Origin of the sequence: Sphingomonas dokdonensis (genome assembly GCF_002197685.1) — a bacterium.
Taxonomy (GTDB): domain Bacteria; phylum Pseudomonadota; class Alphaproteobacteria; order Sphingomonadales; family Sphingomonadaceae; genus Sphingomonas; species Sphingomonas dokdonensis.
Genome location: NZ_NBBI01000003.1, coordinates 93,123 through 114,524 on the forward strand (window position 1 = coordinate 93,123; position 21,402 = coordinate 114,524).

Here is a 21,402-nt window from a genome sequence, read left to right on the forward strand (position 1 = left end):
CGTCAGATCACATATTCGACCGTCTTCACCTGCGTCTCGGCATCGCGCTTTGCGGTACGCTTGGCGACCATCTCGGCATGCAGCTCGGCGATCGTGCGGCTGCCGGTGGTCTTGCAGGCGAACGGCAGCACGGCATGGACCAGCGCACCCATGCCGCCAACCATCATGCGCGCGCCGAACCGCCCGGCCACGCCGAAATGCTCCGCATAGCTTTCGCCGACGGAGGCAGGATGATCGAGAAACAGGCGGCGCAGCATCGATTTTCCTTGGGTGGGAGGTTGCCGATCAGCCGACACTATCACGGGTGCCGAGTTGCGCCACCATCTCCGCGGCGAGCAGCGGCAGCGTGTCGTCGCGCGCGCCCATGATGACGATGCGGTCGCCGGGGCGGGCGCTTGCGACCAAATGCGCCGCCGCCGCCGCGCGATCGGGAATGTACCGAGCATTGCCGCCGCTGACCGCGACGTCACTGATGATGTCGGCGCTGGTCACCTCGCGGCTGACGGTGCCACCCTGATAGACCGGGTCGGGCAGCACCAGCAGGTCGTCGGGGCCAAGCCCCTGGGTGAACGTTTCGACCAGTTCCCTTCGCATGGTTTTGAGCGGGCCATAGCCATGCGGTTGGAACAGCACGAGCAGCCGGCCTGGGAAGGCATGAAGCGTCGCGAGGGTCGCGGCGATCTTGTCCGGGTTGTGCCCGAAATCGTCAATCACCGCGACGCCGCCCGCCTCGCCGACCAGGTCGAAGCGGCGCTTCAGGCCAGTGTAGCGCGCGATCGCCGCCGCAGCCGTATCGAACGGCACACCCGCGGCGAGCGTGGCGCCAATCGCGGCCAGCGCATTGGCGACATTGTGGCGACCGGGCACGTTCAGCCGAATGCGGATGCCGCGCAGCGTGAAAGCGGCGGCAAACGGCTCTTCCTCGATGTCGGTCGGCACCAGATCGGCCTCGCCGCTCAACGCAAAGGTCGTCACCCGATCGCGCGGCAGTCGCATCGCCAGCGCGGCGGCATCGGGGTTGCCGGCATTGACCACCGCATGGCCTGCCTTGGCGATGAAGTCGCCGAACAGGACGTTCAGTTCGTCGAGCGATTTGTGATCGAGGCTGACGTTGTTCAGCACCGCAACGCGCGGCGTGTAGAGCGCGATCGAGCCGTCGCTTTCGTCCACCTCGCTGACATAGGGATCGCCCGTTCCGACCAGCGCGCTGGCGAACGGGCGATCGGCGCCAGCGAAATCCTTCATCACCGCACCGTTCATGACGGTCGGATCGAGCCCGGCATCGTGGAGGATGCGCGCGATCATGCCGGTGACGGTCGACTTGCCGCTGGTACCCGCAACGCCGATCGGCAGGCGGCTGGCGTTGAACAAGGCCGCGTTCAGCTCGGCGCGGCTCATCCGGCGGCACCCCAGCCGGTCCGCCGCCACCATGTCCGCCACCGTCACCTCGACCGCGGCGGAAGCGACAACGATCTGATCGGCCGACACGATGCCGCTGCCGTCCTGCGGGAACAGCTGCACGCCCTTAGCCTGAAGGTCCGCAAACTTCGCCGGCACGCGCCCCTGATCGAGGCCGCGATCCGATCCGGCGACGATCGCCCCGCGCCCCGCGAGGATCATGGCGAGCGGCATCATGCCCGAGCCGCCGACGCCCACGAAAAAGAAGGATTGTCCTGCGATGTTGCCGTCCTGCATGGCCGCGCGCTATCGCCGCGCGCAGCAACGGGCAAGGCGAAGGCGGCGACACGGATGAAGATCGGGCCCTTATGAAGATCGGGATCGTCGCGCCGGCGAACACGGCCAACCCGCAGATGGTGGCCCCGATGACCGCCTATGCCGCGCTCGCCTATCCGGAGGTCGACCTCGTCTTTCACCCGCAATGCTGGGAAAGCGACGGCCATTTTGCCGGGCCGGACGCCCGTCGCGCGGCGGCGTTCCTGGAGATCGCCAACGATCCTGCGTTCGAGGCGGTGTGGTTCGCGCGCGGCGGTTATGGCTCGAACCGCATCCTTGAGCTTATCATGCCGCAATTGAATGACGCGGCGCGACGCAAGAAATATGTCGGCTATTCCGACATGGGCTTCATGCTGGGCGCGCTCTACGCCCGTCGCATCGGGCGCGTGGCGCACGGCCCGATGCCGACCGACATCCTGCGCAGCTCGGGCGGCGGCGATGCCACGGTGGCGCGCTCGCTCGGCTGGATCGCGCGCGGCGAGCGGCAGGGGCTGGAGCCGGGCCTCGGCAAGCGCCCCGCCGCGGCATTCAACCTTGCCATCCTCGGATCGCTGATCGGTACGCCGTGGCTGCCCGACCTTACCGATCACGAGCTGCTGATCGAGGAAGTGTCCGAGCCGATGTACAATATCGACCGGCTGCTGTTCACCATGGCCAACGCGCCGCAGCTGCGCGGCATCGCTGGGGTGCGGCTGGGCGCGGTGACGGGGGTGAAGGAAAACACGCCCGGCTGGAACATCCCGCTGCCGGCGATGATGGAGCGCTGGTGCCGCGACATGGGCGTGCCGTTCCTCGGCAATGCGGAGATCGGCCATACGCAGACAAACCATGTGGTGCCGTTCGGGATGGTGTGACCATGGGTACGTCGGCCGCGCGAAGGCCGTGACGGACGTGTCCTTACCCTGCGACGGCCGCAGCCAGCCACGTCGGCATCAGCGCATCGCCCAGGTCCTCGACGCGGCGATGCTCCACCATCAGGCCGAGCTCGGGATAGGTCGCGCGCGTGCGCGGCCCCGCTTCGCCGAGCGGCGCGACCACCAGCCGGCGATTGACCTTGGAGCGATAATTCATCCGCGCCGTATTCTCCTGCCCGACGTAGCAGCCCTTGCCAAAGCTGACGCCGTTCAGCTCGCGCGCATTGCACTCCAGCCACAGCGTTTCCGCATTGCCGAGCTCCGCCACGCCCTCGGTGACGCCCAGCGACAGCCGATGCGCGACCCAGCCTTCCGCGCCCGCGCCCGCCAAGGCAATCCACCGCCGACCGAGTTCGGGCAGCCGCGGATCGGGCACGCCCGCCTCGCCCTCGCGCGACCAATGCACCGCCAGCGCATCGTCGCGCGCGATCGTGATCGGGCGACGGAGGCGATAGAGCGTCAGCCGCTTCGCCAGCAGATTGGCCTGTTCCGCCTCGCAATCGAGCAGCAGGTCGTCGCCGTCCGCCCAGATGATGAAGTCGAACAGCGCCTTGCCCTGCGGCGACAGCAACGCCGCCCACACCGGCAACGGCCCGGTGACGTCATTCGTCACTAGCCCTTGCAGAAAGCCGCGAACGTCCTCCCCCGAAAGACGAACAAGGGCGCGGTCGGCTAGAGTGGTGGCGTCGGTCATGCCGACAAGCTAGGGCGTCGCGCGCGCATTCCAAGCATGGCAGGACCTGCATGACCGACCGCATCACGATCCGCCGCCCCGACGACTGGCACGTCCACCTGCGCGATGGCGCGATGCTGGCGTTGATCGCGCGTCACACCGCGCGCCAGTTCGCCCGCGCGATCATCATGCCGAACCTGACGCCGCCGGTGACGACGGCGGAGGCCGCGCGCGCCTATCGCGATCGCATCCTTGCCGCTTTGCCGAACGACGCGGGCTTCACCCCGCTGATGACCTGCTACCTCACCGATCAGGCCGATGCCGACGCGATCGCCGCGGCGCATGAAGAGGGCGTGTTCACCGCGTGCAAGCTCTATCCCGCGCACGCCACTACCAATTCCGCGCAAGGCGTGACCGACATCTTTGCGCTCGCCCCCGTGCTGGAGCGGATGCAGGCGATCGGCATGCCCCTGCTGATCCACGGTGAGGTGACCGACAAGTCGATCGACATCTTCGATCGCGAAGCGGTGTTCATTGATCGCATCCTGCGCCGGCTGGTCAGCGATTTCCCCGCGCTCAAGATCGTGCTCGAGCACATCACCACCGCCGAGGCGGCGCAATATGTCGCCGAGGCGCCCGCCAATGTCGCCGCGACGATCACGCCGCAGCACCTCCTGATCAATCGCAACGCGATCTTCGACGGCGGCATCCGCCCGCATGCCTATTGCCTGCCGGTCGCCAAGCGCGAGACGCATCGCCTCGCCGTGCGCAAGGCGGCCGTCTCGGGCTCGCCCAAATTCTTCCTCGGCACCGACAGCGCGCCGCATGTCGTCGAGGCCAAGGAATCCTCGTGCGGCTGCGCCGGCATCTTCAACGCGCCCTTCGCGCTAGAAAGCTACCTGCGCGCGTTCGACGAAGACGGCGCGCTTCAGCATTTCGAAGCGTTCACCAGCGAAAACGGCGCGCGCTTCTACGGCCTGCCACTGAACGAGGGCACGGTAACGCTGGAGCGGGTGGAGATTCGCGTGCCCGACCGGATCGGCGACGATGCGCTGTCGGTGGTGCCGTTCCACGCCGGCGAGACGATCGGCTGGCGCATGGTGGACTGAGGGAGCGAAACATTCGCCTCGATTCTGCCGTCATCCCGGACTTGATCCGGGGTCCAACCGTCCGCGGGCGCTGCCGCTAGTGCCTCCAGCCTCAGCGTTCGCGGCACCATGAATCCCGGATCAAGTCCGGGATGACGTCGCAGGCATTGGTCGCCCGCCTCAGCGCAGGCGACCGACCAGCGCGATCACATATTCGTAGGCCGATCGATCCTCGGCGGCGAAGCGCGCCGTCAACGCCGCGGCGTCGCCCTGCACCGTGCGCGATCGGAACAGCGCCACCTGGAATGCCTTGCGCTCGGCGGCGCAGGCTTCGTTGGTCTGGAGCGCGATGGTCGCCGGCGTGCCGCTGCTCGCCATCGCCACTTGCGTGAAATCCTCCAGGCAGGCGTACCAAGCGTCACGTTCGGGCAAGGCGGGGGTCGCCACCGCGAGCGACAGGGCAAAGGCGATCATAACGGCCGCCCGGGGGCGATCAGGCCTTTTCCAGCGTGCATTGCAGCGGGTGCTGATTGGCGCGGGCGAAATCCATCACCTGCCCCACCTTGGTTTCCGCCACTTCGTAGCTGAACACCCCGCACACGCCGACGCCCTTCTGGTGCACATGGAGCATCACCCGCGTCGCTTCTTCCGCCGTCATGCGGAAAAAGCGTTGCAGGCACAGCACCACGAATTCCATCGGGGTGTAATCGTCGTTGAGCATCAGCACGCGATAGGGGGTCGGCTCCTTGACCTTGGCGCGGGTGCGAGTCGCCACGCCAACGCCGGTGCCGCCACCGTCCTCGCGGCCGCCATCATCGCGTCGTTCCGCCATGTCGATCTGATTGCTGATCATTGTCACCGCCTGAAATATGGCATCGCGCCCGGTCAGGGCAAGGCCCGAGCATGCAGCCGCCTGGTTGCGCGGCCCGCTCAGGCGAAGGCCGGCGCCTGCCGCAATTGCTGATAGGCGGCAATCACCTTTTGCAACATCGCCTCATGGCTGCGATCCCCGCCGTTGCGATCGGGATGATATTTGCGCACCAATTCGCTGTAGCGCCGGCGCAGCCCCGCACGGTCCGCATCAGGCGCCAGGCCCAGCACCTTCAGGCTCGCGCGGTCCTGCCCCGACAGGGGTTTGCCGTCGCTCCGCTCGGGCGCGACCTCGCGGCGATAGCGCGCGCCGATCGCATCGAGCGGATCGGAAAAGTCGGCCCAGCGCGGCCCCTGATCGCCCGCGCCGGCCCGCGCAAAGGCGCGCGTCTCGCGCTCCCACCCCGCCATCGGCCGCTGTGCGCGGTTGATCTCCTCCGCCGTCATGCCATCGAAGAAATTGTAGCTCGAATTGAACGCGCGCACATGGTCGAGGCAGAACCAGCGGTAGCGGCCCGGGCCATCACCGCCCGGCCCCTCCAGCGGCGGCGCGCGAAACTCGCCCGCCGCATCGCAACCGGGTGCCTCGCACGGCCGGTCGCCCTCGATCCTCCCATGAAAACGCGCGTTCGGCCGGTCCTTCGCCAAAATCGAAAACATCCCTGCAAAAACGGACTATATAGGCGCGATGACCACGCCTTCCACCGGCCCCGTCGAGCAGGCCATCACCGCTCGCCTCACCGACGCACTCGATCCGACGCACCTCGAAGTCATCAACGAAAGCGGGCTGCACCGCGGCCATGCCGGCGACGACGGGTCGGGCGAATCGCACTTCCGCGTGGTGGTGGAAAGCGCCGCCTTTTCAGGGCTCAACCGCGTCGCGCGGCAGCGGCTGGTCAACGGCGCGCTCGCCGAGCTGCTGCGCGATCACGTCCATGCCTTGGCGATGAAGACGCTGGCGCCCGGCGAGCCGCGATGAGCGTCGCGCCCGCCGCCCGGATCGCGCGCGCCGCACGGCCGGCGGCGCGCATCCTGCTGGTGAACCGCGCCCGCGAGGTGCTGCTGTTCCGCTTCACGCCGGGCGACGATCGCGCACCCTTCTGGTGCACGCCGGGCGGCGCGCTCGATCCGGGCGAGAGCTATGCCGCAGCGGCGCGGCGCGAATTGTTCGAGGAAGCCGGCATCCGTGCGGATCCGGGGCTGGAGGTGGCGCAACGCCACGTCGATTTCCTCACCATCGAGCGCATCGAGGTGACGGCGGACGAACGCTGGTTCCGCGTCGACGTCGACGCGGGCGACATCGATCCCGCCGGCCATACCGAGCTCGAGCGGCGCGTGATGACGCAATGGCGCTGGTTCCGCCGCGACGAGATCGCCGACTGGCCCGAACCCATCTATCCCGACGACCTGCTCACCATGCTGGAGGCGACCGACCATGACGCGTGAGGATCTGATCGAACTAACGCTGCTTCCCGCCACGCACGACATCGGCGGGTTCAAGGTGCACCGCACCCTGCCGCACCGCGAACGCACCATGGTCGGCCCATTCCTGTTCTTCGACCAGATGGGCCCGGCGCATCTGCCGCCCGGCGAGGGCATCGACGTGCGCCCGCACCCGCACATCAACCTGTCCACCGTCACCTATCTGTTCGACGGCGCGCTCGGCCACCGCGATTCGCTCGGGACCGAGATCGTCATCCGCCCCGGCGCGGTGAACCTGATGACGGCGGGCCACGGCATCGTCCATTCGGAGCGCTCGCCGGCCGAGGTCCGCCCCGACGGGCCGCCGCTGTCAGGCATCCAGACGTGGCTCGCGCTGCCCGACGGGCGCGAGGAGATCGACCCGGCGTTCGAGCATGTCGCGGCGGGCGACCTGCCGGTGATCACCGACGGCGGCATCACCGCGCGCGTCATCATGGGCAGCCTGTGGGGCCGCAGCGCCCCCACCACCACCTATGCCGGCACGATCTACGCCGACATCGTGCTGGCGACGAACACCAGCGTGCCGATCGACGCCGATGCGGACGAGCGCGCCATCTATCTGGTGGAGGGCGACGCGACGCTGGAGGGCGTGCCGCTGGAGCCGCAGCGGCTGTACGTGCTGCGCCCCGGCATCGCCGCGACGCTGCGCTCCACCGGCGGCGCGCGCGCGATGCTGGCGGGCGGCGACGCCTTTGCCACGCCGCGGCACGTGTGGTGGAATTTCGTCAGCTCCTCGCGCGAGCGCATCCAGGAGGCGAAGCGCGCGTGGATGGCACGCGAATTCCCGGTGGTGCCCGGCGACGAGATCGAATGGATCCCGATCCCCGGCCAGCCCAAGACCGTCAGCTATCCCTGACGCCACCCCCGGTCATGCCGGGCCTGTCCCGGCATCCACCGTGCCGCACCTAGACCGCTCGCGTTGGCGCAAGGCGCGCTAATCCCGCTCATACGGCCCACGCCGCATCACATAATCGCGCGTTTCATAGGGCGGCGCCAGCGCCTCGACCCAGGCGCCATGCGCATGGGTGAGCGCCACCAGCTCCATCGGCGTTTCGCCCGGCCATGTCTGCACGCGCACCTCGTGCCGGTGGAGATCGCGATTGGGCTCCATCATCACCCACGCAAGCCGCCGTTCGGGCGTCGCCCGCGCGCCTGCCGCCGCCATCGCGTCGCGGATACGAGTCTGCGCGGCGGGCGGCAGATATTGCCACACGACCGAATGCATCAGCACGCGGGTGGTGCCGGCGTTCTGCGGCTCGGCCAGTTTCGCCTCCACCCAATCGGCCGCATCTCCCTGCACCAGCGACACACCATATTGCCGGATCATCGCGATCCCGCGCTCGATCCGCTCCAAGCGCTCGGCCGCATCCACCCAGACGTAGCCGGCCAGCCGCTCGGCCTCGGCCGGATCGGTCACGTCGACCGGCGCGATGTCCACGCCCTGCACGGAACGGATCGCGATCGGCGCGTCGGGCGGCGGCGGCCCGCGCCATTCGGGCGCGATCAGAACGGGTGCGTCGTCCGGACCGCGCCGGATACCACCAAGGTCGAACGCATAGCGGTCGATCAGCAGGTTCAGCCCCGCGCTCGAGCCGATTTCCAGCAGCTCCATGTCCGGCCCGAAGCGCGCAGCGACATGGAGCAGCCCGGTCATGAGTCCGGCCGATCGCCCCGCCTCGTTCGTCTGCGGCGGCCCACCCAGCCACGGCAGCAACGCCGCGTCATGCGTGTGGACAGCATCGCGCAAGATCGCCTCAACCTCCCCCGGCCCGGTCACCGCCCCGGTAAACACCCGGTCCAGCGCCGGATCGACCCCGCGGCGGTGGAGCGCATGCAGCCCGCCGACCAGTCGCAGCACTAGCGCATCCGCCACCGGCTCGCCCGGCCAGTCGAGCACCCGCCGGCCGGTGGCGCTCTCCCGATCCAGCGCGGTGCCAAGCGCGACACAGACGCGCGCGGTGATCGGCGCCGCCATCGCCTCGCAATAGGCCGCCTGGATGTGAAACGACTCGCGATTTGCTGCCTCGGTGCCCATCGGTGCGTGTTGCGCCCGTTAGGGCCGGTGCGTAAAGCCCGCCGCCATGGCCGAACCGCTCGTCATCGCCGTGCCCAAGGGGCGGATCCTCGCCGAGGTGCAGCCGCTGCTCGCCGCCGCCGGGGTCGTGCCCGAGTCGGCGTTCTTCGATGAGGACAGCCGCGCGCTACGCTTCGCCACGCAGGATCCGGCCATCGCGCTGATCCGCGTGCGCGCGTTCGATGTCGCGACTTTCGTGGCGCATGGCGCGGCACAGCTCGGCATCGTCGGCTCGGACGTGCTCGGCGAATTCGCCTACCCCGAGCTGTACGCGCCGGTGGACCTCAACATCGGCTATTGCCGCCTGTCGGTCGCCGAACCGAAGGAACTGGCCGAAACCGACGATCCGCGCGGCTGGAGCCACGTGCGCGTCGCCACCAAATATCCGCATCTCACCGCACAGCATTTCGCCAGCCGCGGCGTGCAGGCGGAATGCATCAAGCTGAACGGCGCGATGGAGCTCGCCCCGATGCTGGGCCTCGCCCCGCGCATCGTCGATCTCGTCTCCTCCGGCCGCACGCTGAAGGAAAACGGCCTTGTCGAGGTCGAGACGATCGTGGAGGTCTCCTCGCGCCTGATCGTCAATCGCGCGGCGATGAAGATGCGCGCCGGACTGGTGGTGCCACTGGTGGAGGCATTCCGCCGCGCCGTGAGCGAGGCGCAGGCGGCATGATCCGGCTGTCCACCGCCGACGCGTCCTTCGCGCACGACTTCGCCGCACTGGTCGACGCGCGCCGCGAATCGGATGCCGACGTGACGCGCGACGTGTCGACCATCCTGCGCAGCGTGCGCGACGAGGGCGATGCCGCGTTGAAGGCGTTCACGCAGAAGCTCGACGGCCACGATCTGGACGAGAGCGGCTGGTCGATCCCGCTGGCGGATTGCGCCGCGGCGTTCGACGCGCTCGATCCCTTTCTGCGCGACGCGCTGGAACTCGCGGCGACGCGCATCCGCGCCTATCACGAGAAGCAGCGCCCCGCGGACACCGCCTTCACCGACGATGCCGGCGTGCGGCTCGGCGCCCGATGGCGGCCGGTGGACGCGGCCGGCATCTACGTGCCCGGTGGCCGCGCGGCCTACCCGTCCACGCTGCTGATGAACGCCATCCCCGCCAAGGTCGCCGGGGTCGAGCGGCTGGTGGTCGTCACCCCGACGCCGAAGGGCGACATCAACCCGCTCGTCCTCGCCGCCGCCCACCTCGCCGGGGCCGACGAGGTTTGGCGCGTCGGCGGCGCGCAGGCGATCGCGGCGCTCGCCTGGGGTACCGAGCGGATCAACCGCGTCGATGTCGTGACCGGCCCGGGCAATGCCTGGGTCGCGGAGGCCAAGCGCCAGGTCTATGGCGTTGTCGGTATCGACATGGTCGCCGGCCCGAGCGAGATCGTGGTCGTCGCCGACGGCGCAAACGATCCCGAGTGGATCGCCGCCGACCTGCTGAGCCAGGCCGAGCATGACGTCACCACCCAATCGATCCTGTTCACCGATTCGCCCGACTTCGCCGATGCGGTCGTCGCGGCGGTCGAGCGGCAGCTAGGTGACCTCGCGACCGGCGAAACCGCGCGGATCGCGTGGGAGCGCAGCGGCGCGATCGTGATCGTGCGCGATCTTGCCGAGGCGATGCCGCTGGTCGACGCGCTCGCGCCCGAGCATGTCGAGATCGCGGTGGACGACCCCCAGCCGTTGTTCGACCTGCTGCGCCACGCCGGCTCCGCCTTTCTCGGCCGCCACACGCCCGAGGCGATCGGCGATTACGTCGCCGGGCCGAATCACGTCCTCCCCACCGGCCGCCGCGCGCGCTTTGCTAGCGGGCTTGGCGTCACGGACTTCATGAAGCGCACCAGCTTCCTGCAACTCGACGCCGCCTCGCTGAAAAAGCTTGGCCCGGCAACGGTCGCACTGGCCGAGGCGGAAGGGCTGCCCGCGCACGCGCAATCGGTGGCGCTGCGCCTCAAGCGGTAACGTCGCAGGGGCGGAAAGACCGGCACTCACTCGACTCGTCATCCCGGCCCCGCGCCGGGATCCATGATGCCGCACATGCTGACGCTTGAGGTGCAGGCCCGTATGGAGCGTTGAATGCCGGCCCAACGCCGGGATGACGCGAGTGGGTAGCGCCTACCAGCGCGCTCGCGAGCCAAGCCTCCTTGCACCCACGCACCGAAGGACTGGTCGATTCGCGCGCAGGAGCGTAAGGGCCGCCGCCATGTCCCGTACCGCTGCTCGTACCAAGGCCCGCGCCGCCGCGCGCCTCGCCGCCACCCAGGCGCTTTATCAGCATGAGATGGAAGGCACCGCGATGCCGGCGCTGCTCCACGAATTTCACAATCACCGCATCGGCGCCACGATTGAGGACGCCGAATATGCCGAGGCCGACGTCGCGTTTTTCGACGATCTCGTCACCGGCACCCATGCCCGCATGGGCGAGATCGACAAACTGATCGCGGCGAAGCTCGCCAGCGGCTGGTCGCTCGATCGCCTCGACAAGCCGATGAAGGCGATCCTGCGCGCGGGCACCTACGAGCTGCTCTCGCGCGTCGACGTGCCCAAGGGGGCGGTGATCAGCGAATATGTCGATGTCGCCCACGCTTTCTACGAGCGGCGCGAGGCCGGCTTCGTCAACGGCCTGCTCGACGCGATCGCACGCGAGGTGCGCGCCTGACATGGGTGAGGTGATCAACCTGCGCCGCGCTCGAAAGGCCAAGGCGCGGGTTGATGCCGCCAACACCGCGGCGGCGAATCGCGCCGCCTTCGGCCGCACCAAGGCCGAGCGCGCCGCGGAACAGGCCGAAAAGGCTCGGCACGACAAGGCGCTGGACGGGGCGAAACTGGACGACTGATCCGTTCCGTCACACCCCGCAACGCCTGACAATCGCTGACGTCACCCCCAGCCTGCAATGGCATGGCAGATCAGGCAGACTGATCGGCGACTCAGCCCCGCCCGACCGGCACCACCGGCGTCAGCGTCACCGCCCCGCCGCCGCCGTCCATCCCGACCACGATCGCCAGCGCCCAGCCTGCCAGGATCAGCGTGATGATCCACGTTGCCACCGCACCGCCGGCGCGAAAGCCATTGGGTGCCGACCGCCCCATGCCGAGCGGATGCGCGATTCGCGCCACCACGAACACCGCGCCGATGATCCACAAGGCCACCAGCGGCCCGCGCGCCAGCTCGATCAGCGCCATCAGAATCAGCACGATCGGCGCATATTCGCCGAAATTGGCGTGCGCGCGCATGCCCGACAGCATCGCAGGATCGCCGCCGTCGCCCACCATCACCTTTCCACGAACGCGCCCGCGCACCAGGCGCAGCGCAAGCCAGATGTTGATCACCGCACAGGCCGCGGCAATGACAAGCGTTACCGGCAAGACCATCTTTTCCTCCCCTTTTTGCTGCGTGAAAGCGTGCCAGCCCGCCGCGCGGCTTGCAACGGCCGCGCGATCCGCTATAGGCGCGGGTCTTCGCGATGCGCCCGGCTGCCCGGCGCGGCCGGTGACACCGGTCTGCGCCGATCGTCGTCGGGCCAATCGTATTTGTTTAGAACAATATTGATCAAGGTGCCGCGATGGCCGTCCCCAAGCGAAAGACTTCCCCCTCCCGCCGTGGCATGCGCCGCGCGCATGACGCCCTCTCGGTTGAGGCGTTCCAGGAGTGCCCGAACTGCGGCGAACTGCGCCGCCCGCACAATCTGTGCACATCCTGCGGCCATTATAACGGCCGCGAGGTCATCTCGGTCGAGGGCTGACGCCGTCTGCAGCGTGGTCGCGCCTGCGCGCCCGCTGCCGAACCGGTTACGCTGACTAGAGTACGGAGATCGTCCCGCCATGGCCGACAGTTCCTGGATCGCCGTCGATGCGATGGGCGGCGACGAGGGGCTGGCGGTCATGCTCGCGGGCGTCGCGCGTGCGCGTCACCAATATGAGGGGATGAAGTTCCTCCTCGTCGGTGACGAAGCGGCGATTCGCGACGGGCTGACCCGTCACCCGAACCTCAGCCAGAACGCCGAGATCGTCCACGCGCCCGATGTCATCAAGGGCGATGAAAAGGCGGGCGCCGCGCTGCGCCGTGCCAAGACGACCTCGATGGGCCGCGCGATCGATTGCGTGAAGCAGGGTCGCGCCGGCGCCGCCGTCTCGTCGGGTAACACCGGCGCGCTGATGGCGATGGCGAAGCTGTCGCTGCGCACCATGCCCGGGATCGATCGGCCCGCGCTTGCCGCCCTGCTGCCGACGCTGGGCGACAACGACGTGTGCGTGCTCGATCTCGGCGCCAATACCGAGGTCGAGGCCAAGAACCTCGTTCAGTTCGCGGTCATGGGCGCGGCCTATGCTCGTGTGACCATGGACCTCGCCAGCCCCCGCGTCGCGCTGCTCAACATCGGCAGCGAGGATCAGAAGGGCACGGAGGAAATCCGCGACGCCGCCGCCGCGCTGCGCAGCGCCGATCACCTGCCGATGACCTTTACCGGCTTCGTCGAGGGCGATCGCCTGTCGCGCGGCGAGCATGACGTGATCGTCTGCGACGGCTTTTCGGGCAACATCGCGCTCAAGACCGCAGAGGGCACCGCGCGCTTCGTTGCCGACCTGCTGAAGCGCGCCTTCACCAGTTCGGTCCGCTCCAAGATCGGCTTCCTGATCTCGCGCCCCGCGACGCAGCTGCTGCGCGATCATCTTGATCCCAACAATCACAACGGCGCCGTCTTCCTCGGCCTGAACGGGCTGGTGCTGAAAAGCCACGGCAGCGCCAACGAGGTCGGCGTCGCGACCGCGATCGGCGTGGCGGCCAAGATGGTGCAGGCCGATCTGGCGCGCCGCATTGCCGAGGATCTCAAGCATTTCGAGAGGCAGGCGGCATGATTCGCAGCGTCATCACCGGCACCGGATCGGCGCTGCCGGCACGCCGCGTGTCGAACGCCGAAATGGCCGACATGGTCGACACCACCGATGAGTGGATCGTCGAGCGTACCGGCATCCGCTTCCGCCACATTGCCGGCCCCGAAGAGACCACCGCCACGCTCGCCCGCGACGCCGCCTCCGCCGCGCTGGCGAAGGCTGGCGTGCTGGCTCAGGACATCGACCTGATCGTCCTGGCAACGGCGACGCCGGACCAGACCTTTCCGTCCAGCGCCACCAAGGTGCAGGCGATGCTGGGCATCGACGATTGCGTCGCATTCGACGTCGCCGCCGTCTGCTCCGGCTTCCTCTATGCCGTGCAGGTCGCCGACAGCATGTTGCGCGCCGGCGCCCATCGCCGCGCGCTTGTGATCGGCGCCGAGACGTTCAGCCGCATCCTCGATTGGGAGGATCGCACCACCTGCGTCCTGTTCGGCGACGGTGCCGGCGCGATCGTGCTCGAGGCGCAGGAAAGCGCGGAGGCGGACGGCCGCGGCATCCTCGCGACGCGTCTTCACGCCGATGGGCGGCACAACGAATTGCTCTATGTCGATGGCGGTCCGTCCACCACCGGCACGGTTGGCAAGCTGCGCATGAGGGGCCGCGAGGTGTTCCGCCATGCCGTGGTCAATCTGGCCGCCGTAATGGAGGAATCGCTGGTGGTTGCCGGCCTCACCTCGGACCAGGTCGATTGGGTCGTGCCGCATCAGGCCAATGCCCGCATCCTTGACGCCACCGCGCGCAAGCTCGGGCTACCGGCCGCAAAGGTCGTGATGACCGTCGACCAGCACGCCAACACCTCCGCCGCCTCGGTGCCGCTCGCGCTCGATGCCGCGGTGCGCGACGGCCGCGTGCAGGAAGGCCAGATCGTCGTGCTGGAGGCGATGGGCGGCGGTTTCACCTGGGGCGCCGCCGTCGTCCGGTTCTGAAACGCGGCGAGTGGCGACATGCAGCTTCCGATTCGCACCCGTTCCTGATAACCTGACGCAATAAGCGGCGGGGAGTTTTTGACATATGAGTGATGTTGGCACGTTGACCAGGGCCGATCTGGCCGAGTCCCTGCACCGTCAGGTGGGGTTGTCGCGCGCCGACTCTGCGCGGCTGGTCGAGCAGATCCTCGAATCTTTGTGCGGCGCGCTCGCCCGCGGCGAGAATGTGAAGATCTCCGGCTTTGGCACCTTTGTCCTGCGCGACAAGGGCGAGCGCGTTGGCCGCAACCCGAAAACCGGCGTCGAGGTGCCGATCGCGCCGCGCCGGGTGCTCACCTTCCGCGCCAGTCAGATGATGCGCGATCGCATCGTCAATGCAGGCGCGTGAGCGGTAGCGAAAAGTCCGAAGGTGCCTTTCGCACCATTGGGGAGGTGGCGTCCGCAACCGGCGTCGCCCCCCACGTGCTGCGCTATTGGGAAACGCGCTTTCCCGAACTGCGCCCGGTCACGCGCGCCGGCAACCGGCGCTATTATCGCCCCGCCGACGTCGCGCTGGTCGAGCGCATCCAGCGCCTGCTGAATACCGAGGGTTACACGGTAAAGGGCGTGCAGAAGCTGCTCGCGGCGGAAACGCGCGGCGACAAAGCCTTGCTCCCACCGGTCGTCCCGGACGCATCGACCACGCCCGCGCCGTCGCCGACCTATGATCCGGCGGCACTGCGCGCGATCCGCGACCGCCTGCAGCGCGCGCTCGACGCGGCCTGACCTGACCTAGCCGATCCGCCACGGCGGAAAGCGGCGGTTCTCCCCGGCAACGTAGAGGCACAGCTGGTTGCCCGCCGGGTCCGCCAGCCGCGCCTCGCGCCACCCCCAGGGCTGGTCCTGCGCCTCACCCACCTGAATACCGTGTTCCCGCGCCGCCGAGACTGCCGCGTCGAGATCGGCGACCTCAAGAAAGATCACCGGCCGGCCGCCAATCTCATCCGCCGCCTCGACCGACAGCGTCGTCCCGCCGGCGCTTTCGAACCGCGCATAGCGACCGCCGCTTTCCACGATCATGGAGAGGCCAAGCGCCCGGTAAAAGGCGACACTCGCCGCATGATCCCGCGCCGGCAGCGTCACCTGATTGGGCGTCGCGCCGCCCAGATCGCAGTCCAGCCGCACGCGATGGTGCCCCATCGGGCCATGCCCCGCGCCCAGTCCCGGCGCCTCGCGCAGCGCCACCCGCACGAAGCGCCGCGCGCGGGCGATCGCCGCCGCCAGCGGCAACCCACGCCCCAGCCCCTCCGCCACCGCGCTCGCCACCGTGCAGCCGGTGCCATGCGTGTGCTGCGTCTCGATGCGCGGGTCCGCCCATGCGGTATCGTTGCCGTCCGGCAGGATAAGCGTGTCCGCGACCTGATCGCTGCCGGCTGCGTCGTCATCATCCGCTGCCAGATGCCCACCCTTTGCCAGCACCGCCGCACCCGTATCGCGCGCCAGGTCCCGACCCGCCGCCAAAGCCTCATGCTGCGTACCAACGGCTCGCCCGGTCAGCGCGGCCAGTTCGGGCGCATTCGGCGTGATCAGCGTCGCCACCCGCATCAGCCGCCCGAACGCCGCAATCGTCGCCGGATCGGCCAGCACCGATCCCGAGGTGGCGATCATCACGGGATCGAACACGATCGGCATCCCCGCGCGGCCGAGCGGCTCCAGCACGTCAGCCACCGCATCGGCCGTGTCCGCCGATCCGATCATGCCGATCTTCACCGCATCGACACCGAGGTCGTCGAGGCAGGAGCGCATCTGCGCCACCACCATCTCGGCCGGCACCGGATGCACCGCCTGCACGCCCAGCGTATTCTGCGCCGTCAGCGCGGTAACCGCCGTCATGGCATGGCCGCCCAGCATCGTGACGGTGCGGATATCGGCCTGGATGCCCGCCCCGCCGCCCGAATCGGAGCCGGCAACGATCAGGATGCGGCTGGTGCGCGCGGCGTTTGCGGCTGTGGAGGTCAGAGGGTCAGGCACACCCGCGGCATGCCCGTCCCCGCCGCCGCCCGCAAGCGCGCGGCTCAGCCGCGAAAGTAGCGCGTGGTCGAGGCCGGGTTCTTCGCCAGCGCCGCGCCGACCCGTGCGGGCCGATCGAGCAACTCGCCGCCGCAATTGGGGCAGCGCTCGTCCATCGCATCGGCGCAATCGGCGCAAAAGGTGCACTCGAACGAGCAGATGAACGCGCCGCCCTCGTCGGCCGGCAGGTCGGTGCCGCAGCGTTCGCAATCGGGGCGCATCTCAAGCATGGCGGCGCCCTTACGCCACGCGATCGGGCTGCGCCACCATCAGCGCCTCCAGGAACGCGCGCACGTCGCCCTCGATCGGCACGGGGCGGCCGGTCGGCAGGTGGACGTTGACGCTCACCAGCTCGATTACGTTGCACAATTCGCCCTGCTGGTTGGCGATCTCGAAGCGTTTGGTGAGGCTCGAGCCACCGATCCGCTCGATCCGCACCGAACACTCCACCATATCGCCCAGCATCAGCGGCTTCAGGTAATCGACATTGGCGCGGCGGACGTGAAACTCCATCTCGCGCCACGTATCGCCCAGCGCGTCGGCAATGCCCGTCCATTCCCAGAACTCGGTCACCGCGACATCGGCATATTCCAGATAGCGCGAGTTGAAGACGACGCGCTGGCCGTCGATCTCCGCATAACGGACCTTGAACGCGGTGGAAAAGGCAAAGCCGGGGCGGGGCATCATATTGTGGTCCTGCATCGTGGGGCCACGCCCCTAGAGGATCAGCTTGATCCCCACCACCGCCAGCGTCGCCGCGAGGATCGGCGTCAGCACGCGGTCGGTCACGCGGGAGGCGATGAGACTGCCGATGACGATGCCCGGCACCGATCCCGCCAGCAGCGACAAGAGCAGCATGCCATCCACCGATCCCAGCCACCAATGTCCGATGCCGGCGATCAGCGTCAGCGGCACGGCATGCGCGATGTCCGATCCCACCAGACGACTGACCGGAGCACTGGGGTACAAGAGCAGCAGCGCCGTCATGCCCAGCGCGCCGGCGCCGACCGATGTCAGCGACACCAGCACGCCCAGCATCACGCCCAGCGCCACCGTCAGCAGCCGAAGCGTGCCGGGCGACATGCGGCTGAACGCCGGGCCGATCGCCGCCACGATCCGCGCGCGAAAGAAGGTCGCCAGCGCGGTCGCGACCAGCGCGAGTCCCAGCACCATCGCGATGGTAGCGCCGCTATCCTTGCCACGCTCCACGCTCTGGCTGAGCAGCAGCAGCGTCAGCGCCGCCGCGGGCAGGCTACCGGCCGCCAGCCGCCGCACGATCTGCCAGTCCACCGTGCCGCGCAGGCCATGCACCGCGCTACCCACCGTCTTGGTGGCGGAGGCATAGATCAGGTCGGTGCCGACCGCCGTCGCCGGATGGAAGCCGAACGCCAGCACCAGCAGCGGCGTCATCAGCGATCCGCCGCCCACCCCCGTCAGTCCCACGAGCATGCCCACCAGCAACCCGGCAAGCGAATACAGCGGGTTATAGGCGATCATGGATGTTCCCCGCCCGGCGGCGCGCGCCCTGGCTCAACCGGCGTTCCGCGCGGGCACGTTGACCCCCATGCTGGCGAGATATTTCTTCACGTTGCGCGCCGCCTGGCGCAGCCGCTGTTCGTTCTCGACCATGGCGATGCGCACGAAGCCCTCGCCGTTCTCGCCGTAGCCGACGCCCGGCGCCACCGCGACCTTGGCGTGGGTGAGCAATTGCTTGGAAAATTCCAGACTGCCGAGATGCGCCAGCGCGGGCGGCAGCGGCGCCCAGGCGAACATGCTCGCCTTCGGGCTGGGGATCTCCCAGCCGGCGCGCGCGAAGCTTTCCACCATCACGTCGCGACGCTTGTGATAGAGCTTGCGGTTCTGCTCCACGATGTCCTGCGGGCCGTTGAGCGCGGCGCAGGCGGCCGCCTGGATCGGGGTAAAGGCGCCGTAATCGAGGTACGACTTCACCCGCGTCATGGCGGCGATCAGCGTCTTGTTGCCGACCGCGAAGCCGATCCGCCAGCCCGCCATCGAATAGGTCTTCGACAGCGAGGTGAATTCGATCGCCACGTCCTTGGCGCCCTTCACCTGCATGATCGAGGGCGTCGGATTGCCGTCGTAATACAGCTCCGAATAGGCAAGGTCGGAGATGATCCACACCTTGTTCTCGCGCGCCCAGGCGACCAGCCGCTCGTAGAAAGCAAGGTCCACCGCCTCCGCCGTCGGATTGGACGGATAGTTGACGACGAGGATGCTCGGCCGCGGCACGGTGAACGCCATCGCGCGCTCAAGGCTCTCGAAATAGCGTTCGTCGGGCGTCGTCGGCACCGCGCGGATCGTCGCGCCGGCGATGATGAAGCCGAATGTGTGGATCGGATAGCTGGGGTTGGGCGCCAGGATCACGTCACCCGGCGCGGTGATCGCGGTGGCGAGGCTGGCCAGCCCCTCCTTCGACCCCATCGTCACGACGACTTCCGTTTCGGGATCGACGTCGACGCCGAAGCGGCGGCCATAATAATTCGCCTGCGCGCGGCGCAGGCCGGGGATGCCCTTCGACGCGGAATAGCCGTGCGCGTCGGGCTTCTGTGCCACCTCGACCAGCTTCGCGATGACGTGCGGCGGGGGCGGCAGATCGGGATTGCCCATGCCCAGGTCGATGATGTCCTCGCCGCCCGCACGCGCCGCCGCCCGCATCGCGTTGACTTCGGCGATGACGTAAGGGGGCAGGCGCTTCATGCGGTAGAATTCGTCGGACATGGCATCCTCGGGTGAATGACGAGGGCACGGCATAGACCCTGCGCGGCGGGAGCGGAAGCGGGCGGGACGATGGCGCGTCGATAGCTCGGCTTTGCACGCGCCCATCCTGTCATGCCGGTTGGTGGTTTGGCGCAAGCACCGCTATGCTCGACCTTGGAGAGAGTAGAGCATGACCGACCAGAGCCAGCCACCCCATCCTCAAGCCACGCCGCCAAGCCTGGCCGACCTGCAGCATTGGACGTGGGTGATCGGCCGCGCGCAGCAGATGATGCTGGAACAGGGCATCGCCGCAATGGATGCGGTGCCGGACAATCCGGCGGTCGCGCCGGTGCGCGATTTCTGGGCGCAGGGGCTGGCGATGTGGCAGCAGTTTCTGACCCCCGCCGCCGACGCCGCTCCCGCTTCGGCAAACGCCAAACCGAAGGACAAGAGGTTCGCCGCCGCGGCATGGGCGGAAAACCCGCTGTTCGCCTGGATCCGCCAGTCCTACGAAACGATGGCGGAGCAGATGCTGCGCGGCGTCGACCAGATCGAGGGGCTGGACGACAAGCAGCGCGCGCAATTGCGCTTCGCCACCCGCGGCTTCGTGGACGCGATGAGCCCGACCAACTTCCCCCTCACCAACCCCGAGGTGATCGAAAAGACGCTGGAGACGCGCGGCGAGAATCTGCTGAAGGGCATGCAGCACATGCTCGCCGACATCGGGCGCGGACAGCTGACGCACACCCCTGCCGACGCCTTCGAGATCGGGCGCAACCTGGCGACCACGCCGGGCAAGGTGATTCACCGCACGCCCTTGTACGAGCTGATCCACTACACCCCGACGACCGCGGAGGTGCTCGCCACCCCGCTCATCATCTTTCCGCCGTGGATCAACCGCTTCTACATCCTCGACCTGACACCCGAGAAGAGCTTCATCCGCTGGTGCCTGGAACAGGGGATCAGCGTATTCGTGGTCTCCTGGAAATCGGCCGACGCGAGCATGAAGGACATCGCCTGGGACGATTACGTCGCGGCGCAGATCGATGCGGTGGCGGTGGTGCGCGCGCTGCTCGACGTGCCCTCGGTACATACGATCGGCTATTGCGTGGCGGGCACCACCCTGGCCGCGACGCTGGCGCTGCTCGCCGCCACGGGGGAGGCCGACGCGATCGCCAGCGCGACCTTCTTCACCGCGCAGGTCGATTTCGCGCGCGCGGGCGACCTCACGCACTTCATCAGCGAGGAGCAGCTCCAGTTCCTCGCCACCCTGTCGCCCGACGGCTATCTCGACGGGCGCTACATGGCGGCGACGTTCAACCTGCTGCGCGGGCGCGACCTGATCTGGAATTACGTCACCAACAATTACCTGCTCGGGCGTGATTATGCGCCGTTCGACCTGCTGCATTGGAATGGTGACACCACCAACCTGCCCGCGACGTGGCACCGCAGCTATCTGACCGACCTGTATCGCGACAATCGCCTGGTCACGCCCGGCGCGCTGTCGATCAACGGCACCCCGCTCGACCTGACCGCGGTAAAGACCCCCACCTTCGTCCAGGCGGGGCGCGAAGACCACATCGCCCCGGCCGACAGCGTGTGGGAGATCACCCGCCACTTCCAGGGGCCGATACGCTTCGTGTTGGCCGGGTCGGGGCATATCGCCGGCGTGGTGAACCCGCCGGCGGCGGGCAAATACCAATATTGGACCAACGACGCGCCAGCCGACACGCTCGACGCATTCGTCGCCGGCGCCACGGAGACCAAGGGGAGCTGGTGGCCCTATTGGCTCGGCTGGCTGCGCGATCACGGCGCCGAGACGGTGCCGGTTGAGGGCGCGCGGGTGCCCGGCGGCGGATCGCTGCCGGCGATCGAGGATGCACCGGGCCGCTACGTGCGCGAGCGATGAAGTAACAACTGCGACGATTTGTTGCGCTGCACAAAAGTGGCTTGCGAATGCAGGTTAGACTCTCTATTTTGCAAC

28 protein-coding genes are annotated in these 21,402 nt (G+C 68.3%); 15 read left to right on the forward strand and 13 right to left on the reverse strand.

From position 1 onward, the window contains the following. Positions 1 to 2: 2 nt before the first annotated feature. Together SPDO_RS08865 and SPDO_RS08870 are read right to left on the reverse strand one after the other, a co-directional pair. Positions 3 to 257, reverse strand: coding sequence for a DUF6356 family protein (locus SPDO_RS08865; RefSeq protein ID WP_088367140.1), 255 nt, complete (start codon positions 255 to 257; stop codon positions 3 to 5). 28 nt (positions 258 to 285) lie between these two features. Then, positions 286 to 1,695: a UDP-N-acetylmuramate--L-alanine ligase gene (locus tag SPDO_RS08870; RefSeq protein ID WP_088367141.1), complete on the reverse strand. Its 1,410-nt coding sequence runs from the start codon at positions 1,693 to 1,695 to the stop codon at positions 286 to 288. A 71-nt stretch (positions 1,696 to 1,766) separates the two neighbouring features. Between SPDO_RS08870 and SPDO_RS08875 the strand changes: the two genes are divergently transcribed. Beyond that, complete coding sequence (locus tag SPDO_RS08875) at positions 1,767 to 2,588, forward strand: LD-carboxypeptidase (RefSeq protein WP_169716251.1); 822 nt, start codon at positions 1,767 to 1,769, stop codon at positions 2,586 to 2,588. A gap of 43 nt (positions 2,589 to 2,631) precedes the next feature. Here the strand turns inward: SPDO_RS08875 and ygfZ are convergent, their stop codons facing one another. Continuing rightward, positions 2,632 to 3,342, reverse strand: a complete 711-nt coding sequence (gene ygfZ, locus SPDO_RS08880) for a CAF17-like 4Fe-4S cluster assembly/insertion protein YgfZ (RefSeq protein WP_088367142.1) — start codon at positions 3,340 to 3,342, stop codon at positions 2,632 to 2,634. Between the two features lie 50 nt (positions 3,343 to 3,392). Between ygfZ and pyrC the strand changes: the two genes are divergently transcribed. Next, positions 3,393 to 4,430, forward strand: a complete 1,038-nt coding sequence (gene pyrC / locus SPDO_RS08885) for a dihydroorotase (RefSeq protein WP_088367143.1) — start codon at positions 3,393 to 3,395, stop codon at positions 4,428 to 4,430. 159 nt (positions 4,431 to 4,589) lie between these two features. Here pyrC and SPDO_RS08890 read toward each other — a convergent pair whose 3' ends face one another. The 3 genes from SPDO_RS08890 to SPDO_RS08900 form a co-directional block, all read right to left on the reverse strand. Further along, positions 4,590 to 4,883: a hypothetical protein gene (locus SPDO_RS08890; protein ID WP_088367144.1), complete on the reverse strand. Its 294-nt coding sequence runs from the start codon at positions 4,881 to 4,883 to the stop codon at positions 4,590 to 4,592. 19 nt (positions 4,884 to 4,902) lie between these two features. Next, the gene (gene clpS / locus SPDO_RS08895; RefSeq protein WP_088367464.1) at positions 4,903 to 5,241 is read right to left on the reverse strand and encodes an ATP-dependent Clp protease adapter ClpS; all 339 of its coding nucleotides are present in this window, start codon (positions 5,239 to 5,241) and stop codon (positions 4,903 to 4,905) included. Positions 5,242 to 5,339: 98 nt separating this feature from the next. Next, a complete protein-coding gene (locus SPDO_RS08900) occupies positions 5,340 to 5,939 on the reverse strand; it encodes a J domain-containing protein (protein ID WP_088367145.1) in 600 nt (199 codons plus the stop codon). A 28-nt stretch (positions 5,940 to 5,967) separates the two neighbouring features. Between SPDO_RS08900 and SPDO_RS08905 the strand changes: the two genes are divergently transcribed. From SPDO_RS08905 to SPDO_RS08915, 3 genes are read left to right on the forward strand one after another with little or no spacing between them, the layout of a single operon-like run. Beyond that, positions 5,968 to 6,258 carry a BolA family protein gene (locus tag SPDO_RS08905; protein ID WP_088367146.1) on the forward strand — a complete coding sequence of 97 codons (291 nt, stop codon included), beginning with the start codon at positions 5,968 to 5,970 and terminating at the stop codon, positions 6,256 to 6,258. Then, positions 6,255 to 6,725: an NUDIX hydrolase gene (locus tag SPDO_RS08910; RefSeq protein WP_088367147.1), complete on the forward strand. Its 471-nt coding sequence runs from the start codon at positions 6,255 to 6,257 to the stop codon at positions 6,723 to 6,725. The genes SPDO_RS08905 and SPDO_RS08910 overlap by 4 nt, the downstream gene beginning before the upstream one ends. Next, complete coding sequence (locus SPDO_RS08915; protein WP_088367148.1) at positions 6,715 to 7,617, forward strand: pirin family protein; 903 nt, start codon at positions 6,715 to 6,717, stop codon at positions 7,615 to 7,617. Before SPDO_RS08910 ends, SPDO_RS08915 begins: the two co-directional genes overlap by 11 nt. Positions 7,618 to 7,695: 78 nt before the next feature. On the opposite strand, the gene SPDO_RS08920 is transcribed toward SPDO_RS08915, so the two are convergent. Further along, on the reverse strand, positions 7,696 to 8,796 hold the full coding sequence (locus SPDO_RS08920; protein ID WP_088367149.1) for a DUF2332 domain-containing protein: 1,101 nt from the start codon (positions 8,794 to 8,796) through the stop codon (positions 7,696 to 7,698). A gap of 46 nt (positions 8,797 to 8,842) precedes the next feature. Between SPDO_RS08920 and hisG the strand changes: the two genes are divergently transcribed. From hisG to SPDO_RS08940, 4 genes are all read left to right on the forward strand, one after another. Continuing rightward, positions 8,843 to 9,508 (forward strand): ATP phosphoribosyltransferase, encoded by a 666-nt coding sequence (gene hisG / locus SPDO_RS08925; RefSeq protein ID WP_088367150.1) that lies wholly within the window; start codon positions 8,843 to 8,845, stop codon positions 9,506 to 9,508. Further along, entirely contained in the window at positions 9,505 to 10,794 is a 1,290-nt protein-coding gene (gene hisD / locus SPDO_RS08930) for a histidinol dehydrogenase (protein WP_088367151.1), read from the forward strand. Before hisG ends, hisD begins: the two co-directional genes overlap by 4 nt. A gap of 241 nt (positions 10,795 to 11,035) precedes the next feature. Further along, entirely contained in the window at positions 11,036 to 11,491 is a 456-nt protein-coding gene (nusB, locus tag SPDO_RS08935; RefSeq protein ID WP_088367152.1) for a transcription antitermination factor NusB, read from the forward strand. A 1-nt stretch (position 11,492) separates the two neighbouring features. Continuing rightward, entirely contained in the window at positions 11,493 to 11,669 is a 177-nt protein-coding gene (locus SPDO_RS08940) for a DUF4169 family protein (protein ID WP_088367153.1), read from the forward strand. A 91-nt stretch (positions 11,670 to 11,760) separates the two neighbouring features. Here SPDO_RS08940 and SPDO_RS08945 read toward each other — a convergent pair whose 3' ends face one another. After that, a complete protein-coding gene (locus tag SPDO_RS08945; RefSeq protein WP_088367154.1) occupies positions 11,761 to 12,204 on the reverse strand; it encodes an MAPEG family protein in 444 nt (147 codons plus the stop codon). Positions 12,205 to 12,395: 191 nt separating this feature from the next. Between SPDO_RS08945 and rpmF the strand changes: the two genes are divergently transcribed. The 5 genes from rpmF to SPDO_RS08970 all read left to right on the forward strand — a co-directional run bounded on the left by rpmF (position 12,396) and on the right by SPDO_RS08970 (position 15,416). Next, entirely contained in the window at positions 12,396 to 12,575 is a 180-nt protein-coding gene (rpmF, locus tag SPDO_RS08950; protein ID WP_088333810.1) for a 50S ribosomal protein L32, read from the forward strand. 79 nt (positions 12,576 to 12,654) lie between these two features. Continuing rightward, on the forward strand, positions 12,655 to 13,686 hold the full coding sequence (gene plsX, locus SPDO_RS08955; protein WP_088367155.1) for a phosphate acyltransferase PlsX: 1,032 nt from the start codon (positions 12,655 to 12,657) through the stop codon (positions 13,684 to 13,686). Next, entirely contained in the window at positions 13,683 to 14,651 is a 969-nt protein-coding gene (locus SPDO_RS08960; RefSeq protein ID WP_088367156.1) for a beta-ketoacyl-ACP synthase III, read from the forward strand. Before plsX ends, SPDO_RS08960 begins: the two co-directional genes overlap by 4 nt. Positions 14,652 to 14,736: 85 nt before the next feature. Then, positions 14,737 to 15,039 carry an integration host factor subunit alpha gene (locus tag SPDO_RS08965; protein WP_088367157.1) on the forward strand — a complete coding sequence of 101 codons (303 nt, stop codon included), beginning with the start codon at positions 14,737 to 14,739 and terminating at the stop codon, positions 15,037 to 15,039. Beyond that, entirely contained in the window at positions 15,036 to 15,416 is a 381-nt protein-coding gene (locus tag SPDO_RS08970; RefSeq protein WP_088367158.1) for a MerR family transcriptional regulator, read from the forward strand. Before SPDO_RS08965 ends, SPDO_RS08970 begins: the two co-directional genes overlap by 4 nt. 6 nt (positions 15,417 to 15,422) lie before the next feature. On the opposite strand, the gene thiD is transcribed toward SPDO_RS08970, so the two are convergent. The 5 genes from thiD to SPDO_RS08995 are packed head-to-tail and all read right to left on the reverse strand — an operon-like array spanning position 15,423 to position 19,439. Beyond that, positions 15,423 to 16,661 carry a bifunctional hydroxymethylpyrimidine kinase/phosphomethylpyrimidine kinase gene (thiD, locus tag SPDO_RS08975; RefSeq protein WP_245829337.1) on the reverse strand — a complete coding sequence of 413 codons (1,239 nt, stop codon included), beginning with the start codon at positions 16,659 to 16,661 and terminating at the stop codon, positions 15,423 to 15,425. Positions 16,662 to 16,705: 44 nt separating this feature from the next. Continuing rightward, positions 16,706 to 16,930, reverse strand: a complete 225-nt coding sequence (locus SPDO_RS08980; protein WP_088367159.1) for a DUF1272 domain-containing protein — start codon at positions 16,928 to 16,930, stop codon at positions 16,706 to 16,708. Positions 16,931 to 16,940: 10 nt separating this feature from the next. Next, the gene (locus SPDO_RS08985; RefSeq protein ID WP_245829339.1) at positions 16,941 to 17,387 is read right to left on the reverse strand and encodes an acyl-CoA thioesterase; all 447 of its coding nucleotides are present in this window, start codon (positions 17,385 to 17,387) and stop codon (positions 16,941 to 16,943) included. 30 nt (positions 17,388 to 17,417) lie between these two features. Next, positions 17,418 to 18,194, reverse strand: a complete 777-nt coding sequence (locus SPDO_RS08990) for a sulfite exporter TauE/SafE family protein (protein ID WP_211280055.1) — start codon at positions 18,192 to 18,194, stop codon at positions 17,418 to 17,420. A 36-nt stretch (positions 18,195 to 18,230) separates the two neighbouring features. Next, entirely contained in the window at positions 18,231 to 19,439 is a 1,209-nt protein-coding gene (locus tag SPDO_RS08995) for an LL-diaminopimelate aminotransferase (protein WP_088367161.1), read from the reverse strand. Between the two features lie 169 nt (positions 19,440 to 19,608). Here SPDO_RS08995 and SPDO_RS09000 point away from each other — a divergent pair, with 169 nt between their 5' ends. Beyond that, on the forward strand, positions 19,609 to 21,327 hold the full coding sequence (locus SPDO_RS09000) for a PHA/PHB synthase family protein (protein ID WP_088367162.1): 1,719 nt from the start codon (positions 19,609 to 19,611) through the stop codon (positions 21,325 to 21,327). Positions 21,328 to 21,402: the final 75 nt, after the last annotated feature.

Excerpts from the sequence above, each read along its gene's own strand:
- SPDO_RS08865 (WP_088367140.1), bottom strand. The coding sequence starts at position 257 with ATGCTGCGCCGCCTGTTTCTCGATCATCCTGCCTCCGTCGGCGAAAGC.
- SPDO_RS08870 (WP_088367141.1), bottom strand. The coding sequence starts at position 1,695 with ATGCAGGACGGCAACATCGCAGGACAATCCTTCTTTTTCGTGGGCGTC.
- SPDO_RS08875 (WP_169716251.1), top strand. The coding sequence starts at position 1,767 with ATGAAGATCGGGATCGTCGCGCCGGCGAACACGGCCAACCCGCAGATG.
- ygfZ (WP_088367142.1), bottom strand. The coding sequence starts at position 3,342 with ATGACCGACGCCACCACTCTAGCCGACCGCGCCCTTGTTCGTCTTTCG.
- pyrC (WP_088367143.1), top strand. The coding sequence starts at position 3,393 with ATGACCGACCGCATCACGATCCGCCGCCCCGACGACTGGCACGTCCAC.
- SPDO_RS08890 (WP_088367144.1), bottom strand. The coding sequence starts at position 4,883 with ATGATCGCCTTTGCCCTGTCGCTCGCGGTGGCGACCCCCGCCTTGCCC.
- clpS (WP_088367464.1), bottom strand. The coding sequence starts at position 5,241 with ATGGCGGAACGACGCGATGATGGCGGCCGCGAGGACGGTGGCGGCACC.
- SPDO_RS08900 (WP_088367145.1), bottom strand. The coding sequence starts at position 5,939 with ATGTTTTCGATTTTGGCGAAGGACCGGCCGAACGCGCGTTTTCATGGG.
- SPDO_RS08905 (WP_088367146.1), top strand. The coding sequence starts at position 5,968 with ATGACCACGCCTTCCACCGGCCCCGTCGAGCAGGCCATCACCGCTCGC.
- SPDO_RS08910 (WP_088367147.1), top strand. The coding sequence starts at position 6,255 with ATGAGCGTCGCGCCCGCCGCCCGGATCGCGCGCGCCGCACGGCCGGCG.
- SPDO_RS08915 (WP_088367148.1), top strand. The coding sequence starts at position 6,715 with ATGACGCGTGAGGATCTGATCGAACTAACGCTGCTTCCCGCCACGCAC.
- SPDO_RS08920 (WP_088367149.1), bottom strand. The coding sequence starts at position 8,796 with ATGGGCACCGAGGCAGCAAATCGCGAGTCGTTTCACATCCAGGCGGCC.
- hisG (WP_088367150.1), top strand. The coding sequence starts at position 8,843 with ATGGCCGAACCGCTCGTCATCGCCGTGCCCAAGGGGCGGATCCTCGCC.
- hisD (WP_088367151.1), top strand. The coding sequence starts at position 9,505 with ATGATCCGGCTGTCCACCGCCGACGCGTCCTTCGCGCACGACTTCGCC.
- nusB (WP_088367152.1), top strand. The coding sequence starts at position 11,036 with ATGTCCCGTACCGCTGCTCGTACCAAGGCCCGCGCCGCCGCGCGCCTC.
- SPDO_RS08940 (WP_088367153.1), top strand. The coding sequence starts at position 11,493 with ATGGGTGAGGTGATCAACCTGCGCCGCGCTCGAAAGGCCAAGGCGCGG.
- SPDO_RS08945 (WP_088367154.1), bottom strand. The coding sequence starts at position 12,204 with ATGGTCTTGCCGGTAACGCTTGTCATTGCCGCGGCCTGTGCGGTGATC.
- rpmF (WP_088333810.1), top strand. The coding sequence starts at position 12,396 with ATGGCCGTCCCCAAGCGAAAGACTTCCCCCTCCCGCCGTGGCATGCGC.
- plsX (WP_088367155.1), top strand. The coding sequence starts at position 12,655 with ATGGCCGACAGTTCCTGGATCGCCGTCGATGCGATGGGCGGCGACGAG.
- SPDO_RS08960 (WP_088367156.1), top strand. The coding sequence starts at position 13,683 with ATGATTCGCAGCGTCATCACCGGCACCGGATCGGCGCTGCCGGCACGC.
- SPDO_RS08965 (WP_088367157.1), top strand. The coding sequence starts at position 14,737 with ATGAGTGATGTTGGCACGTTGACCAGGGCCGATCTGGCCGAGTCCCTG.
- SPDO_RS08980 (WP_088367159.1), bottom strand. The coding sequence starts at position 16,930 with ATGCTTGAGATGCGCCCCGATTGCGAACGCTGCGGCACCGACCTGCCG.
- SPDO_RS08985 (WP_245829339.1), bottom strand. The coding sequence starts at position 17,387 with ATGATGCCCCGCCCCGGCTTTGCCTTTTCCACCGCGTTCAAGGTCCGT.
- SPDO_RS08995 (WP_088367161.1), bottom strand. The coding sequence starts at position 19,439 with ATGTCCGACGAATTCTACCGCATGAAGCGCCTGCCCCCTTACGTCATC.
- SPDO_RS09000 (WP_088367162.1), top strand. The coding sequence starts at position 19,609 with ATGACCGACCAGAGCCAGCCACCCCATCCTCAAGCCACGCCGCCAAGC.